The sequence below is a fragment of the Cedecea sp. AS113 genome, from assembly GCF_037152415.1.
GTDB lineage: Bacteria > Pseudomonadota > Gammaproteobacteria > Enterobacterales > Enterobacteriaceae > Cedecea.
This window is the reverse complement of sequence record NZ_JBBCMI010000002.1, coordinates 18,239-34,614: the sequence shown is the minus strand read 5'-3', so window position 1 is coordinate 34,614 and position 16,376 is coordinate 18,239. Positions and strand designations below refer to the sequence as shown.

General features: G+C 54.5%; 15 protein-coding genes. 10 read left to right on the top strand and 5 right to left on the bottom strand.

Annotation, left to right across the window (positions count from 1 at the left end; all coding sequences use genetic code 11):
- Positions 1-13: 13 nt before the first annotated feature.
- Together alsS and budA are read right to left on the bottom strand one after the other, a co-directional pair.
- Complete coding sequence (gene alsS, locus WFN87_RS02290; protein WP_336980967.1) at positions 14-1,693, bottom strand: acetolactate synthase AlsS; 1,680 nt, start codon at positions 1,691-1,693, stop codon at positions 14-16.
- Between the two features lie 23 nt (positions 1,694-1,716).
- Positions 1,717-2,496 (bottom strand): acetolactate decarboxylase, encoded by a 780-nt coding sequence (gene budA, locus WFN87_RS02285; protein WP_034809472.1) that lies wholly within the window; start codon positions 2,494-2,496, stop codon positions 1,717-1,719.
- 107 nt (positions 2,497-2,603) lie between these two features.
- Between budA and WFN87_RS02280 the strand changes: the two genes are divergently transcribed.
- The 8 genes from WFN87_RS02280 to WFN87_RS02245 all read left to right on the top strand — a co-directional run bounded on the left by WFN87_RS02280 (position 2,604) and on the right by WFN87_RS02245 (position 12,734).
- A complete protein-coding gene (locus tag WFN87_RS02280; RefSeq protein WP_008459283.1) occupies positions 2,604-3,482 on the top strand; it encodes a LysR family transcriptional regulator in 879 nt (292 codons plus the stop codon).
- A gap of 82 nt (positions 3,483-3,564) precedes the next feature.
- Complete coding sequence (locus WFN87_RS02275; protein WP_008459285.1) at positions 3,565-4,182, top strand: TetR/AcrR family transcriptional regulator; 618 nt, start codon at positions 3,565-3,567, stop codon at positions 4,180-4,182.
- Positions 4,183-4,260: 78 nt separating this feature from the next.
- Positions 4,261-5,373, top strand: a complete 1,113-nt coding sequence (locus tag WFN87_RS02270) for an efflux RND transporter periplasmic adaptor subunit (protein ID WP_336980964.1) — start codon at positions 4,261-4,263, stop codon at positions 5,371-5,373.
- Positions 5,373-8,441 carry an efflux RND transporter permease subunit gene (locus WFN87_RS02265; protein ID WP_336980962.1) on the top strand — a complete coding sequence of 1,023 codons (3,069 nt, stop codon included), beginning with the start codon at positions 5,373-5,375 and terminating at the stop codon, positions 8,439-8,441. The genes WFN87_RS02270 and WFN87_RS02265 overlap by 1 nt, the downstream gene beginning before the upstream one ends.
- Before the next feature lie 243 nt (positions 8,442-8,684).
- Positions 8,685-9,662, top strand: coding sequence for a DUF1852 domain-containing protein (locus WFN87_RS02260; protein ID WP_008459291.1), 978 nt, complete (start codon positions 8,685-8,687; stop codon positions 9,660-9,662).
- A 25-nt stretch (positions 9,663-9,687) separates the two neighbouring features.
- Positions 9,688-10,719 (top strand): methionine synthase, encoded by a 1,032-nt coding sequence (locus WFN87_RS02255; protein ID WP_008459294.1) that lies wholly within the window; start codon positions 9,688-9,690, stop codon positions 10,717-10,719.
- Between the two features lie 555 nt (positions 10,720-11,274).
- On the top strand, positions 11,275-12,450 hold the full coding sequence (locus tag WFN87_RS02250) for a hypothetical protein (protein ID WP_336980959.1): 1,176 nt from the start codon (positions 11,275-11,277) through the stop codon (positions 12,448-12,450).
- Positions 12,451-12,500: 50 nt separating this feature from the next.
- Positions 12,501-12,734: a hypothetical protein gene (locus tag WFN87_RS02245; RefSeq protein ID WP_336980957.1), complete on the top strand. Its 234-nt coding sequence runs from the start codon at positions 12,501-12,503 to the stop codon at positions 12,732-12,734.
- A 160-nt stretch (positions 12,735-12,894) separates the two neighbouring features.
- Here the strand turns inward: WFN87_RS02245 and WFN87_RS02240 are convergent, their stop codons facing one another.
- Positions 12,895-13,377 carry a glutathione peroxidase gene (locus WFN87_RS02240; RefSeq protein WP_336980956.1) on the bottom strand — a complete coding sequence of 161 codons (483 nt, stop codon included), beginning with the start codon at positions 13,375-13,377 and terminating at the stop codon, positions 12,895-12,897.
- Positions 13,378-13,387: 10 nt separating this feature from the next.
- Positions 13,388-14,263, bottom strand: coding sequence for an aminoglycoside phosphotransferase family protein (locus tag WFN87_RS02235; RefSeq protein WP_286180210.1), 876 nt, complete (start codon positions 14,261-14,263; stop codon positions 13,388-13,390).
- Positions 14,264-14,428: 165 nt separating this feature from the next.
- Between WFN87_RS02235 and WFN87_RS02230 the strand changes: the two genes are divergently transcribed.
- Positions 14,429-14,653, top strand: a complete 225-nt coding sequence (locus WFN87_RS02230; RefSeq protein WP_336981391.1) for a hypothetical protein — start codon at positions 14,429-14,431, stop codon at positions 14,651-14,653.
- Entirely contained in the window at positions 14,559-14,909 is a 351-nt protein-coding gene (locus tag WFN87_RS02225; RefSeq protein ID WP_336981363.1) for a GFA family protein, read from the top strand. The genes WFN87_RS02230 and WFN87_RS02225 overlap by 95 nt, the downstream gene beginning before the upstream one ends.
- A gap of 351 nt (positions 14,910-15,260) precedes the next feature.
- Here WFN87_RS02225 and WFN87_RS02220 read toward each other — a convergent pair.
- Positions 15,261-16,372, bottom strand: a protein-coding gene (locus WFN87_RS02220) for an IS3 family transposase (RefSeq protein WP_336980954.1) whose coding sequence is annotated in 2 segments (ribosomal slippage) — positions 15,261-16,111 and positions 16,111-16,372 — 1,113 coding nt in all. Because the reading frame shifts where the segments join, the coding sequence is not laid out codon by codon here.
- Positions 16,373-16,376 lie beyond the last annotated feature (4 nt).

The window sequence follows — 16,376 nt, the reverse complement described above, 5'->3', positions numbered from 1 at the left end:
ATCCTTCTGTAGTTTAAAGAATTTGGCTGAGGTGCAGCTGACTCATCAGCAAATGGTTGTCGCTGTAATCAACCGGAATGGCGACCACCGCCGGACCCTTCACATCCATGGCGGCGCGTAAAGTCGGCTCCAGCGCTTCCGCGCTTTCCACCGCAAAGCCTCGAGCGCCAAAGGCATCCGCGTAAGCCTTGAAGTCCACCGGCCCGAAGTTCACGCCGGACAGACGCTGGTATTTTTTCTCTTCCTGAATCGCCACCATGTTGTAGGCGTTATCCACCCAAATGATGTGCAGCACGTTAGCGCCCAGGCGTACCGCCGTTTCCAGCTCCATGCTGGACTGCAGGAACCCGCCGTCGCCGGACACCGAAACCACCTTGCGGCCCGGATTCACCAGCCACGCGCCAATGGCCCACGGCAGCGCTACGCCCATGGTTTGCTGGCCGTTGGAGATCATCAGCTGACGGGCGCGGAAGCTATAAAGATAGCGGGCGATCCAGATGTGGAAACTGCCCATATCGACGGTCAGGGTCACGTCGTCGTTCACGATGTCCTGCATCGCCCGGACGATGCGCAACGGGTGGAGTGCAAACTGATTCAGCTGTGCGCCCCTGCGGCTCAGCAGTTCACGCTGATGCTGCCTGTCAACAAGGATTTCTGACGCACGTGGGCTAAGGACCAGCGGTTTTTCTATACGGGCGGTGAGCTTGTCCAGCGTGCTGGCGATATCGCCCACCAGCTCGACGTCCGGCACGTAGTTACGTTCTTCATAGGCGGGCAGAACGTCGATATGCACCAGCGTGGCATCACCGGTATTCCACATCGCCGGCTCATACTCCACCGGGCTGTAGCCGATACAAACCACCAGGTCCGCAAGCTGTAACAGGCGGTCACCGGCCTGGTTATTAAAAAGCCCCACGCGCCCGGCAAAACGAGCAAAGTGCTGCTGATTCACCGCGCCTGCGGCCTGATAGGTGCTGGTGACCGGGATATGGCTTTTTTCCAGCAGATGGAACAGCGCCGCGCTGTTTTCCTGCTGGCTTGCCATCAGCCCAAGCAGGAATACAGGATTTTTAGCCTGCGAGATAAGTTTCGCCACATCGTTAATAGCGGCGTCAGGCGCTGCACCGGCTTTCACCGCCCCGTTGGCTGGCAAAATATTCCCGGTTGCCGGGCCGTCGCTGATGTCCTGCGGCAGGCTGACAAAGGCACTACCGGGGCGACCATGCTCGGCGGCGCGGAAGGCGTTTGAAACCACCTCAGCAATGGCGTCCGAAGAAGGGACTTCCACCGAGTATTTCGTCACCGGGCTGAACATCGCCACGGTGTCCATGCTTTGATGTACCAGTTTGGCTTTATCTGAACGTTTTACCGCGCCACCCAGCGCCACAACCGGGTCACCTTCGCTGTTGGCTGTTGCCATGCCGGTGATCAGGTTTGAGCAACCTGGGCCGGAGGTCACCAGCGCCACGCCCGCTTTCCCGGTGATGCGCCCCACCGCCGCCGCCATAAAGGCTGCATTGGCTTCGTGGCGGACCGGAATCAGTTCAATCGGCGAGTCGTTCAGCGAATCAAAGACCTTATCGATCTTCGCCCCGGGGATCCCAAAGACGTGCTTCACGCCCTGAGCTTCAAGCTGGCTGACCACCATGTCAGCGCCGTGCGCCCACTCGCGCAAAGGTTTTTTATTATTCATGGCTCACATCTCCTCAGGGAACGCTAGTTTTCAACCGCGCGGATAGCCGCGTCGAGATTTTCGGGGTGCAGGTTGGCGTTAAGAAATGCACTGTCTGCCGGAAGATCGATCATCAGCTTGTGGATCTCACCGAAGGTCAGCTCGCCTTGCTCCAGCTGATAATCGAGCAGATGCCCGCCGCCCTGGCGGTCATCGGTAATAAAGTGTTCGTGATAGCCCGCCACGTTGATGCCCTGCATATGCTGTGGGGTGCGGAACCCCACCAGCACGCCTTTACGGCCGTTAAAGCGGAACACCGGCTGGTCGTCCAGCACGTCTGTCATCGCGCGATATGGCGGCTTCTGGCGCGGTACCGTGCGGGTATGTGCGTGGTGGAAATGACCGTCGATGCGCAGCGCACAAAACAGGTTATCGGAGGGAATTTTTGCGTCGATAATCTCGTGCAGTTTCTGACGGCTGGTCAGGCTATTGATGCGCAAGCGGTACTGAGGTTTAAACCAGGTCATCACCGCAAACGGGGTTTTCTGCTGCGGGCTGGCCGCCCTGGCGCTGCCGTCTGACCGTAATTGATACACGTTGCTGTTGAAGGCAATCATCTCGCCGTCCAGCTCGTTAAAGGTCCCCAGGCCAAAGTCACCGTGCTTAAGCAGGTCGGCCATGGTGGTTTCCCCTTCATAGACGCCGCTCAATAATGCGCTCATCAATGAAGTCTGATATATCATGTTTTCTTTATTGGCTGCGGCGAAGGTCTCGACCATCTCTAAAAGACTTTCTTCGCAGGAACATAGAGTTAGATCGCTCATGGCGTCTGTCACCTCGGGCTGAAGGTTAAGAAACATTAATTAAATGTTGACGTGATCCAGCTCACAGTTCCAATATAAAAGCCCTTCTGGTTTGAGACGTTTTCGATATGGAACTTCGCTATCTCCGCTATTTTGTCGCCGTTGCCCAGACGCATAATTTCACCCGGGCAGCCGAGCTGTTGGGTATTTCGCAGCCTCCTCTTAGCCAGCAGATTCAGCGCCTGGAGCGTGAAGTGGGCACGCCCCTGCTGCACCGCTTGACCAGAGGTGTAGAGCTGACGGATGCGGGAGAAGCGTTTTATCAGGATGCCTGCCAGATTCTGGCCCACAGCGATGCCGCGCTGGAGAAAGCCCGCGGGATCGCCCGCGGTATTAACGGCAAGCTGTCGCTCGGGATAACCAGTTCAAACGCGTTCAATCCAAAGATTTTTTCCCTGCTGCGCCAGTTTCAGGCGCACTATCCGGCCATCGAACTGCGCCAGCGAGAAACCAATATGGCGGGCCTGATGCAGGAGCTGGATGATGGCTTGCTGGACGTGGCGTTTGTGCGCCTGCCCTGTGAAAGCAGCAAGCGGTTTACGCTCAAGCTAATTGACGAAGAGCCGATGATGATTGCCCTGCACAAGGACCATCCTCTTTCCGGCGAGAAAGAGCTGGCCCTGCAGGCGCTGGCCGATGTGCCGCCAGTGCTGTTCCCGGAAGAAGTGGCCCCCGGATTATATGAACTGATGTATAACGCCTGCCTGCGAGCGGGCATCGATCTGAAAAGTGCCTGCCAGGCTTCGCAAATTTCTTCCTCGTTAAGCATGGTCTCGGCAGGCTTCGGGTTCGCCTTAGTTCCCCAATCGATGACCTGCATCGCCTGCCCGAACGTCACCTTCCACGCGATTCGCGGTGACCAGGTGAAAACGGACATTGCGCTGGCCTGGCGGCAGTTTGAACGCTCTCCGACGGTGAAACGCTTTATCCAGCTGTTCGCCCACTGAGCCTGGCCGCAACGACATCGCTCCCTGAGTGACCCAATGCTACAATAGTCACCATTCACAAATCCGAACACAGGGAGAAAATATGTCTGAAACTCACGTTCAGGGCGGGGAAACCAGAGGGCCTGCGGAACACAGCGTCAGGGAACAGATCATCGAGGCAGCGACCGAATTCTTTGGCCACTACGGGTTTGAAAAAACGACGGTATCCGATCTCGCCAAAGCCATCGGCTATTCCAAGGCTTATATCTACAAGTTCTTCAAATCCAAGCAGGAAATCGGCGAAGTTATCTGCGACAACCGCCTGACAAAGATGATGGCAATCGTCAGTCAGTCGGTGGATGACGCCCCCGGTGCGTCGGCTAAGCTGCGGGCGATGTTCAGCGCACTCATTGCCGCAGGCAGCGATCTGTTTTTCTACGACCGTAAGCTCCACGACATCGCCATTGTTTCCTGCCTGGAAAACTGGCCCTCGGCCGAACGCTACAAGCTGCAGCTGCGGGAAGTGCTTACCGCCATTATTCATGCCGGCCGCCAGTCCGGTGAATTTGAGCGCCGCAGCCCGATGGATGAAACCGTTAACGCCGTTTTTCTCGTCATGCTGCCGTATATCAGCCCGATACAGCTGCAATACAACCTCGAACTGGCTAAGCAAGCCGAACAGCTTTTGCCCGCGCTGATCCTGAAAAGTTTAATGCCCTGATCGCATCTTGTGACCATTGACTAAATTGGTCACTTGAATAATTATCTGCGTTCCTGCTCCGCGTTTATAAGGGAACGTATGTTGCGTCTTCAGCCTTTTACAGCCGCCGTGGCGCTGCTGTGCTCGGCGCTCACCGCCTGCGGTGACTCATCTCAGCCAGAGGATCCGCGTACCGATCCTCCGCTGGTTCGCGTTGTCGCGGTTCAGTCCGCCAATGATGACGCCCGGGCTTTTACCGGCATTGTCGCCTCGCGAATCCAAAGCGACCTCGGTTTTCGCGTTCCGGGAAAAATTCTTGAGCGCCTGGTGGACAAAGGCCAGACGGTAAAAAACGGCCAGCCCCTGCTCCGACTCGATCCTCAGGATTTAAGCCTGCAGGCTAAAGCGCAGGATCAGGCCGTCGCCGCTGCCAAAGCCCGCGCTAAACAGGCCGCCGCCGATGAGGCCCGCTACAGAAGCATTGTCGGCAGCGGCGCGATTTCAGCCTCGCAGTACGATCAAATCAAAGCCCAGGCCGACAGCGCCAGAGCGGATCTGCAGGCGGCCATTGCCCAGGCCAATGTGGCTAAAAACGCCATGAATTATGCGGTGCTGACGGCTGATTCTGACGGCGTGATCGTGGATACGCTGGCCGAGCCAGGCCAGGTTGTCGCCGCCGGGCAAGGGGTGATTCGTCTCGCCCGGGCGGGCCAGCGTGAAGCGGTCGTCGATTTGCCGGAAACGCTGCGCCCGGCGCTGGGCACCGTAGCTCAGGCTCATCTTTACGGTTCAGATAGCGCTCCCGTGGCCGCTACCTTACGTCAGCTTTCCGACGCCGCCGACCCACAAACCCGCACATTTGAAGCGAAGTTTGTGCTCGCTGGCGCACTTGCCCAGGCGCCGCTCGGCAGCACGGTGACCGTCACCATTCCTGACGCAGGCACTCCCTCACAAAACGTGATTGTGCCTTTGGCCTCGCTCTATGACGCCGGGAAAGAGAAAGGCACCGGCATTTGGGTGGTAAGCGGTAAACCGGCCAAAGTGAGCTGGCACCCGGTGAGCATCCGCCGCATCACCGATGAATCCGCCATTGTTGCCACCCAAATCGACAGCCACGCCAGCATCGTTGCCCTCGGCGCACATCTGCTGCATGACGGCGAAGAAGTCAGACTGCTTGCACAGGGCGCCACCGATCTGGCGGGAGCACCGTAATGAGCGACTCTCGCTTTAACCTTTCCGCCCTCGCGGTACGTGAAAAATCAGTCACTCTGTTCCTGATCCTGCTCATTACGCTGGCCGGGATCATCGCGTTCTTTAAACTGGGCCGAGCCGAGGATCCGCCTTTTACGGTGAAACAGCTGACCGTGATCACCGCCTGGCCGGGGGCCACCGCGCAGCAAATGCAGGATCTGGTGGCCGAGCCGCTGGAAAAGAGAATGCAGGAGCTGGACGATTATGACCGCACGGAAACCTATACCCGTCCGGGTCTTGCCTACAGCGTTGTCTCCCTAAAAGACAGCACGCTGCCCGCCAACGTGCCGGAGGCGTTTTACCAGGCGCGGAAAAAAATCAGCGATGAGGCCAAAAATCTGCCGGATGGCGTTATAGGCCCGCTGGTAAATGACGAATTTTCGGACGTCACCTTCGCGCTGTTTGCCCTGAAAGCAAAAGGCGAGCCGCAGCGCCTGCTGGTGCGCGATGCCGAGAACCTGCGCCAGCAATTGCTGCACGTCCCCGGCGTGAAAAAGGTGAATATTATCGGTGAACAGGCGGAACGCATTTTTGTTTCGTTCTCTCATGACAGGCTTGCCACGCTTGGTGTTTCGCCGCTGGACATCTTTCAGGCGCTGAGTAACCAGAACCTGCTTACCCCCGCAGGCTCAATAGAAACTGCCGGCCCGCAGGTGTTTATCCGCGTGGATGGCGCGCTGGATCAGCTCTCAAAAATCCGCGATACCCCCATTGTGGCCCAGGGGAAAACGCTGAAACTGTCCGACGTAGCTGACGTCGAGCGCGGGTATGAAGACCCGGCTACGTTCCTCGTCAGAAACAACGGCGAGCCGGCCCTGCTGCTCGGCGTGGTCATGCGCGACGGCTGGAACGGGCTTGATTTGGGCAAAGCCCTGGATCAGGAAACCCGTAAAATCAACGACACGATGCCGCTCGGCATGAGCTTCAGTAAAGTCAGCGATCAGTCAGTGAACATCAGTTCCGCCGTGGATGAGTTTATGGTGAAGTTTTTTGTCGCCCTGCTGGTGGTGATGGTGGTCTGCTTTATCAGCATGGGCTGGCGAGTGGGCATCGTGGTTGCCGCCGCCGTGCCGCTAACGCTGGCAGTGGTATTTATCGTCATGGCCGCCACAGATAAAAACTTCGACAGGATAACCTTAGGCTCACTCATTCTGGCGCTGGGCCTGCTGGTGGACGACGCTATCATCGCCATTGAAATGATGGTGGTGAAAATGGAGGAAGGCTACAGCCGTGTTAAGGCCTCCGCCTACGCCTGGAGCCACACCGCCGCGCCCATGCTGGCGGGCACGCTGGTAACCGCCATCGGCTTTATGCCGAACGGCTTTGCCCACTCCACCGCCGGGGAGTACACCAGCAACATGTTCTGGATCGTCGGTATCGCGCTGATAGCATCCTGGCTGGTGGCCGTGGTATTCACGCCCTATCTCGGCGTGAAATTGCTACCCGATATGCACAAAGCCGCGCTGGCGGAACACGCGCTATACACCAGCAAAAATTACAATCGCTTCCGGGCATTGCTGAAAAAAGTCATCGTCCGCAAGTGGCTGACCGCCGGTTCAGTCGTCGGCCTGTTTGTGCTGGCGATAGCCGGAATGGCCGTGGTGAAAAAGCAGTTCTTCCCCATCTCAGATCGCCCGGAAGTGCTGGTAGAAGTTCAGCTGCCTTACGGGACGTCTATCGAGCAAACGACGAAGACTACCGAGCGCATTGAGCAATGGCTCAGCGCGCAGAAAGAGTCAAAAATCGTCACCTCCTACATTGGCCAGGGCGCGCCGCGTTTCTACCTGGCCATGGCTCCGGAGCTGCCCGACCCTTCGTTCGCAAAAATCGTGATTCTCACGCCCGATCCTGATGCGCGAGAAGCGTTGAAAATGCGGCTGCGGCAGGCCATCAGCAACGGCCTGGCACCGGAGGCTCAGGTGCGCGTCACCCAACTTGTCTTCGGGCCTTATACGCCCTACCCGGTAGCGTTTCGCGTGATGGGGCCAGACCCGGACGTGCTCAGAACGATTTCGTTACGGGTTGAAAAAGTGATGAATCAAAGCGGGCTGATGCGCACCGTGAACATCGACTGGGGCTCCCGGGTGCCTACGCTACATTTCACCCTGAACCAGGACCGGCTTTACGCCGTGGGCTTAACCACCGCCTCCGTCTCGCAGCAATTGCAATTCCTGCTTTCCGGCGCGCCGTTGACCGAAGTGCGGGAAGATATTCGCTCCGTGCAGGTCACGGGCCGGGCGCGCGGCAGCGTGCGGGACGACCCGGCACAGCTCGCCGCGCTAACGCTCATTGGCGCGAACGGGCAAAAAGTGCCGCTCTCGCAAATCGGTAAGGTTGAAGTTGTGATGGAAGATCCGGTGCTCCGACGTCGCGACAGAACGCCAACCATTACCGTGCGGGGCGATGTCGCCGATGGCCTTCAGCCGCCGGATGTGTCGACGGCGATCGTGAAACAAATTCAACCTATTGTGGCAGAGCTTCCGGCGGGGTACCGCATCGAAGAAGCGGGCGCCATTGAAGAATCCGGCAAGGCCACGGCGGCAATGGCTCCGCTGTTCCCGATCATGATCGCGCTAACGCTGCTGGTGATTATTCTTCAGGTTAGGTCGATCTCAGCCATGCTGATGGTGTTCGCCACCAGCCCGCTGGGGCTTATCGGCGTGGTACCGACGCTGCTGATTTTCAACCAGCCGTTCGGCATCAACGCCCTGGTGGGGCTGATTGCGCTTTCAGGGATTTTGATGCGCAACACGCTGATCCTCATCGGCCAGATTAAGCATAACGAGCAGGCCGGGCTGACGCCTTTTGATGCCGTGGTTGAGGCGACGATCCAACGTTCGCGCCCGGTGCTGTTGACCGCCCTGGCGGCGATTCTGGCGTTTATTCCTCTGACCCATTCCGTGTTCTGGGGAGCGCTGGCCTACACGCTTATCGGCGGGACGTTTGGCGGCACCTTTATGACGCTGCTGTTCCTGCCCGCCATGTATGCGATCTGGTTCAAAATTCGCCCGCCAAAGGTTGATAACTGACCGATTCATCAGGCCCGGAGGACTCCTCTCCGGGCCATATTCCAAATCATGAACACCGCTCATGTTCTAATGAAATTAAATCACTTTTACTAAAACTGTGACTCAGGCATAAAAGATGCAATATTGTTAACGACATGCAATGTGAAGATTACTGACAGGTAAAACCACAGCTAACCAAAGGTTATATGTGAGAAATCAAGCAGTAGATACAGGCAAAAAACAGAACTAAGGTGCCGGATTACCATGACTAAAGCGTTTACTTTTACTCTTAAGAGCATTGTTTTTGATGAGAATTACAACCCGTCAGGGAATACGCGCATCACAACCAATTTTGCTAACCTGGCCCGCGGCGAGAAGCGTCAGGAGAACCTGCGTAACGCGTTGATCATGATTGATAACCGCTTCAACTCCCTGGCGAACTGGGACAACCCCACCTCCGACCGCTACGGCGTTGAACTTGAAATTATTTCCGTTGAGCTGGATGTTGAAGGCAACGGCAAGACCTTCCCGGCGATTGAGATTTTAAAAACTCACGTGCTGGATAAGAAAACCGGCCAGCGCATCGAAGGCATTGTCGGGAACAATTTCTCTTCCTACGTTCGCGACTATGATTTCAGCGTTCTGCTGCCAGCGTACAACCAGGATCGCGCAGAATTCACCATCCCGGAAGATTACGGCGTGCTGCACGGGAACTTGTTCAGACACTTCGTTGGGTCAGACACCTACAAAGAAAATTTCAATAAAGCGCCGGTGATTTGCCTGAGCGTTTCCAGCAAAAACGTTTACCGCCAGACCGGAAACCGCCACCCGGTGCTCGGCATTGAATATGAACAAGATTCATCTTCCCTGACCGATCTCTACTTCAACAAAATGGGGCTGAAGGCTCGCTATTTCATGCCGCCCAACAGCGTGGCGCCGTTTGCCTTCTACCACACGGGCGACCTGGTGAATGACTACTCGAACCTCGAGCTTATCAGCACCATCAGCACCATGGAGACGTTCCAGAAGATCTACCGCCCTGAGATTTACAACGCGAATTCTCCGGCCGGGCTGTGCTTCCAGCCAAGCCTGAACCACCAGGATCATTCATTTACTCAAATTGTTTACGATCGTGAAGAACGCAGCCGTTTGGCCATCGAACAAGGGAAGTTTACTGAAGAGCACTTCATCAAACCGTACCAAACAATTTTAGAGCAGTGGTCTGCTAACTACCCTCTTTGAGACACCAAACACAAGGTTATTCGACATGAAAAGATTATTGCCTACGTCCACTGCCGGCAGCCTGCCAAAACCGTCCTGGCTGGCCCAGCCTGAAACGCTGTGGTCGCCGTGGAAGCTGCAGGATCAGGAACTTATTGAGGGTAAACAGGACGCCCTGCGCCTGGCGCTGCACGAACAACAGCTGGCGGATATCGACATCGTCAGCGACGGCGAGCAGACTCGCCAGCACTTCGTGACCACCTTTATCGAACACCTGGACGGCGTGGATTTCGAGAAACGCGAAACCGTGCGCATTCGTAACCGCTACGATGCCAGCGTCCCGACCGTGGTCGGTGCCGTGGCTCGTCAAAAACCGGTGTTTGTGGAAGATGCGAAGTTCCTTCGCAAACAGACCGATCGGCCAATCAAATGGGCGCTGCCTGGCCCGATGACCATGATCGACACGCTGTATGACAACCACTACAAAAGCCGTGAAAAACTGGCCTGGGAATTCGCCAAAATCCTGAACCAGGAAGCGAAAGAGCTGGAGGCCGCCGGCGTGGACATCATTCAGTTCGATGAGCCAGCCTTCAACGTGTTCTTCGACGAAGTTAACGAATGGGGCATCGCCACGCTGGAACGCGCCATCGAAGGCCTGAAGTGCGAAACCGCCGTGCATATTTGCTACGGCTACGGCATCAAAGCCAACACCGACTGGAAGAAAACGCTGGGCTCGGAGTGGCGCCAGTACGAAGAGGCGTTTCCAAAGCTGCAGACCTCAAACATCGACATCATCTCGCTGGAGTGCCACAACTCCCACGTGCCGATGGACCTGCTCGAGCTGATTCGTGGCAAGAAAGTGATGGTGGGCGCCATCGACGTGGCCAACCACGCCATTGAAACCCCGGAAGAAGTGGCCAATACCCTGCGCAAAGCGCTGCAGTTCGTTGATGCCGAAAATCTCTACCCTTCTACCAACTGCGGTATGGCTCCGCTGCCGCGCCATGTGGCCAGAGGCAAACTGCACGCGTTGAGCGCTGGGGCAGAGATCGTCCGCAGAGAGATTCTGGGTAAATAACCTAAAGTCTTTGCAACCCGCCTGGCGATTGAGAGATCGCCAGGTTTTATTCCCTGTGCCGATAGCTAATCCCTCCTTTAATGGCAGTCATTTCCTGGTCACTCAACGCACTAATACTGGGCCCATCGAATTAATCATAAGTTTATTATTAACCTGCTAATATATAGCCTTGCCTTCATGAATATATTGCGAACTAAGCAAGCAGATATTCAAAATATGATGCACTCTATATTTCGAATATTTTCCGCATTATTAAATAATAAACACCACCACCTCAAAATAAGACAAATATTATTTTTGTTTTATTAATGTCAGCATAAAAAATCAGCCAAAAATAATTTATCCCTACAAGTAGATTGCCCTGCCCACTAACGCTGTATGTCAGCATAAACTGCCCCTTGTGTTTTATAAGGAATATATTCCCACACCAAAAATGGTGGTTTTGACAAAAAAACAGCGCCACTCTAATTTTTCAACTCACACAGCAATTTTCTCACTTTTGTTATTTGCTCTGCTCGCTATTCAGTTAGCTGGCTTTTAATGAGGAGTTTAAATATGGCCTGGACTTTTTATCTGACGATAACGAATGCCACGGACAGGGTGCTTGAGGTAGACAGCAGTTCAATTGAATGGGGAACCTGGTATCGGAACTCCGTTGACGGTCGTGGCCCCATCAGCATTGAACCTAATGCAACCGTTCAGGCTTTGGGCATCCGTGCTGCAAGGGGAACCTGGACCGGCTATGAATGCCACGCGCAATGGAAAGACAAAGTGCCCCCGGGCCAAAAAGGCTACGGTGCCGTCTCTCTGATGATCGATGTCCCTTTCAGCGGATCTAACGACTCAAGTCTGTCTGCAGGCGGCGCCTTGACCGCAAGCGGATGGACAAACTTGCCGAGCGGCGGGCATGACTTTAGCCGTTCCATCACGATCCGGGCCGGGCGAGATAAAAAGCTGCTGGTTCTGGATGAGGGGATAATCCCGGTGAAAGTTAAAGAGAATGATGCGGTCGAAGAGGAGTACCGGGCCTGGCTACTCGAAGTGGCCGCCAAAAACCCGGACGTGCGCAACTGGAGCGACGTCGAAAAAGATTTACAGGCCATTGATGACTTCAACCCATTGCAGTACATCCCTGACGGCCCTTACCTGACGAAGCGCCTGCTCGCTCGCTCAGAACCCCTGGTAGTGGAACCTGCGCTTTGGGAAGGTATTGGCGATGTGGATTATCCCACGCCGTACGCGCAGGATTTGTTCATTGACGAATATTTTGCTGTGGCAATTTACAGCGTAGGTAATAACCCTCGTACCTTTATTAACGTCCCGGCCGGGTCAACGCGCAGCACCAGCGAGAAAGTCACCGTCACTTCGGCCATTAAAAACGTCCTGACGGTCAACTGGTCACTCAAAACCTCGCTGTCCGAAAAAGCCGCCGACCCAATCACCGGTTCAGAAGTGGCTTCCAGTATGGATATGGAGTTTGGCGTCACCAATGTGCTGGAAGTCAGCCGTGAGTCCGTGACTGAAAAAATTGTTGAAGAGTCCTTCACCGCGCCGCAGGACAGCGATGTGCTGATTGTTCCCTGGGTATTTAGTACGGCGGTAGTCATTTATCGCCGGACCAAAAAAGGTAACGTCAGCCTGGTCGCCGTTTCCGAATGGGCGCAAATGCAGTTCTTTAAAAGTTACAGAGTACAAACCCTGTTCAAACTTGAATCTGGAGATGCGTCATGAAAACACTCGTTATCGCAATTCTTACCGCTGTTCTGTGCCAGGGCATGGCGATGGCCGAAACGCAGCAACCGGCATCCGGGGCTTTGCCTGCCAATGAAAAGCCGCCCCTGTTGCTGACGGCCGACGAAAAAAAAGCGAGTGAGGCTAATGCCGACAGGAATGAATGCTGGTCGGCCAGAAATTGTAGCGGGAAAATCCTTAATAATAAGGATGCGCATAACTGCAAAAATTCCGGGGGTAAATCCTGGCGGGGTAAAAATTCCAGCCAGTGCACCAATCTTTAAACTTTAGACGCCAAAGCAACTATCCTGCCCGTGGTATAACGGGCGGATAGTTTCTTACGGGCGCCAGGGAAGCATCGCGAACTGAATATTCGATGAATGCCGGTAATTCCCGCGGCTTTACCTCTGACCAGGTATCGTTATGGGTAACTTCCGGGCGCACTCAGATTTTAAGTGCAGCCACAATTGCGGCTTCCATTTTCTCCGGGGTAGTGAACGGTGCAAAACGCTTCAGCGGTTTCCCGTCCCGGCCAATCAGGAACTTTGTGAAGTTCCACTTGATCCGCCTGCCCAGCACGCCAGGCAATTCTTTCTTCAGATAACGAAACACAGGATGCGCTGCGGTTCCATTGACCTCGACCTTTGCAAACATCGGAAAACTCACGCCGTAGTTAATATGGCACGTCCGGGCAATTTCGTCGGCGTCACCGGGCTCCTGCTTACCAAACTGATTGCAGGGGAAACCAAGCACCACCAACCCCTGCGCGGCGTACTTCTTATAGAGCGCCTCGAGGCCTGCGTACTGCGGCGTGAAGCCACACTGGCTGGCGGTATTGACCACCAGCACCAGCTTATCGGCGTAATCGGACAGAGCGATCTGCTGGCCAGTCAGGCTCGTGGCCGTCAGTTGATGAAAAGGCTGCATGTTGGGTTCCTCAGTGCACGTCAAAATGGCCACGCAGCGCGGGCCGTAATTCTTCTATCGCTAGCTTAGCAACGCATAATGCAGTGGGGTTAGTGCTTTCACTTTCCAATGACCACGCTGCGGACAGTCCGCCCCAGGCAATGATCCATTTGAGAAGCCGCTCTCTGTCCAGATTTGCTATCTCACTCACGGCACGCAGCCTGCGCTTAAAAATCTCCGGCACGGTAGCGACCGGCGGAGCTGGGTTATCCAAATCCGGGTTGGTGAAAATATTAGCAAAATCGAATCCTCGCTCCCCTATGACGCCTTTAGGATCGATCGCCCGCCAGCCCGATGATGCAAAATCAAGCACATTGCCGTGGTGTAAATCACCATGTAAGGCCACAACATCCTGCGGAGTGGTAAGCAGTTCTTGGGAGATATCTGAACAAAATGCCAGCAAGCCGCCCCGCTGCTGCGCCACTATTTTTAGCGAAGCAAACCAATCATCCAGCGAAGGCAACTGGGGCAAAGGCTTTTGCCGAACGCGATGCAGCCTGTTTGCCGTAGCACATAATATACGGCAGGCTTCGAGATCCTGACCTTCTCTGGACATTGTGGCTAATGACGCGGAGCCGGTGGCCCGGGCGAGAAGAATGGCTTCATCTTCATGGGCAATAACCTGCGCCGCGCCCCTGCCTGCCCACCAGACCAGCAGCGAGTTCCCCGTTTGTTCATCCCTGTCGGCAGTCACTTTCAGCATAGCCTCAGCGCCATCAGCTGCGGTTTTCACCGGCAGCAGCTGCGACGTATGGGTCTGAAAGGGAGTGCCGTCCGGAATCAGATCCCAGCGTTTCAGCCAGCAGCTTAGTTTGTCTTTATCCATAGGGCGGTTTTTATCTCCCATCATGCCAGATTGCCAGACTGGTGTTTGTCGCTAGCACAGCCAAGAAATTGCCAAACGAATATTAGGCTGCTTTGAGCGAGAGATGAAATCCTTATGCTGTCGGATTGAACTGGCGACACTGTTCATGACGCTTAATGGTTTGCAGGTTAAGCGAGGTACTGGCACATGGTGGACACCTTGCCTGAGCTGACGGTCCGCTACGAGCGAGAAGCGGTCGATGCTATCTTTGTTTCTCTGAACATTCTACAAGGGCTCGATGGATATGAAATTGTCAGGTGGATGTTTATGTGGATTCATCAGATTCACAGCGATAAATCCTTCTTCCCCTCATTCCTGTTCCTGCGATATGTGCCAGAAACATACTGGCTGTCACACCGCAGTATGGATTGAATTTGATTCCGCAGATGTTGAATGGACTGCCGAAGGGGGGGCACCATCGCTGTTCCGCTCATCAGCAGCTTCATCCAGAGCATTTTGCGCCCGGTGTGGCACCTCGGTCGGTGCTATTGATGACTCTCACGTAACTGCTTTGCTAAGCGGTATATTTGACAACAACCAACGCGACTTGTTTTCGCCATCATCCCACTCATTTCAAGATATGAAACCTGAATGGTGGAGAATAATCATGCCTGATATCGCTCAATAAACACTCAAGTCTTACATGTAGCCATCATGATGCCACTCAAAGTTGAAGGTGAATATTAATTATGGTCTTTAGCTGTCCGTAAGGAGCGAACTACGGATATTCTTTTATAGCGGCAGAAAATTTACACAATATCAGGCCTGGCGTTTCTTAAATGAAAAGTGTACTAAACTCTGTTTGATTCACTCAAATTTTAACCAGGGTATACATATGATAAATAGAGAAAAACGTACCATTAGCAGAGGCATAAATCATGTGGGGCTAACGGTTCCAAACCTGCAGCAGGCAACAGAATTTTTGCAAAAGGCATTGGATGCCAGGTTTGTTTATGACGGCCTTGTAAGCACACCCGTTTTAGTTCCACGCACTTTTTGAGATTTCCGGGTTTTCAGCCATCAGCCGGTACTCTTCTGGCGTCAGGTTATTCAGGGATTCATGGGGCCGCTCACTGTTATATTCAGCCAGCCATCGCTCAGTGATTTCCCGTGCTTCATTCAGGGTCCTGAAGAGATAAAAATCCAGAATTTCTGTCCGGTACGTCCGGTTAAACCGTTCGATAAAGGCATTCTGCGTCGGTTTACCCGGCCTGATAAACTCCAGCATCACCCCGTGTTCTTCCGCCCATTGTGCCAGCGCCAGCGACACCAGTTCTGGCCCGTTATCCATTCGCATCTTCAGTGGATATCCGCGGTTTGCTACTATCCTGTCCAGTACCCGGACTACACGCTGGGCCGGGATATTCAGGTCAATTTCTATCGCCAGCGCTTCCCGGTTAAAATCGTCCACCACATTGAAGGTACTGAAGCGTCTGCCACACGCCAGCGCGTCGTGCATAAAATCGATGGACCAGCTCTGATTAAGTGCCTCAGGGCTTGCCAGTGGCGCAGGGTTTCGTACCGGCAGACGCTGCTTGCCTTTGCGGCGAAAATTCAGCTTCAGTACGCAGTATATCCGGTGAACACGCTTATGATTCCAGGCGTTACCCTGCCTGCGCAGCACCTGAAACAGCTTCTTAAAACCGTATCGCGGATAGCGTTCTGCCAGTTCAGTCAACGCAAGGATCACCGGTTCATCACGCCGGGTATCGGGCTGATAAAAATACACCGTCCTGCTCAGCGATAATGTCCTGCACGCCTGGCGGATGCTCATGGCAAACTGTGCCGTCAGATAGCTGACGAGCTCCCGCTTTATCGCTGGTTTTAAAGCTTTTTTTCGATAACGTCTTTCAGTGCCCGACATTCAAGGCTGAGATCGGCAAACATCTGCTTCAGACGACGATTTTCGTCCTCAAGGTCTTTAATTTTTTTGATATCAGCAGCTTCCATCCCGCCATATTTCGCCTTCCAGTTGTAGTAGCTGGCTTCGGAAATAGCGGCCTCACGACACACATCTTTGACGGTCCTGCCCGCTTCGACGGACTTCAGGACGGCGATAATCTGGTGCTCGGTGAATCGGATCTTACGCATAGCG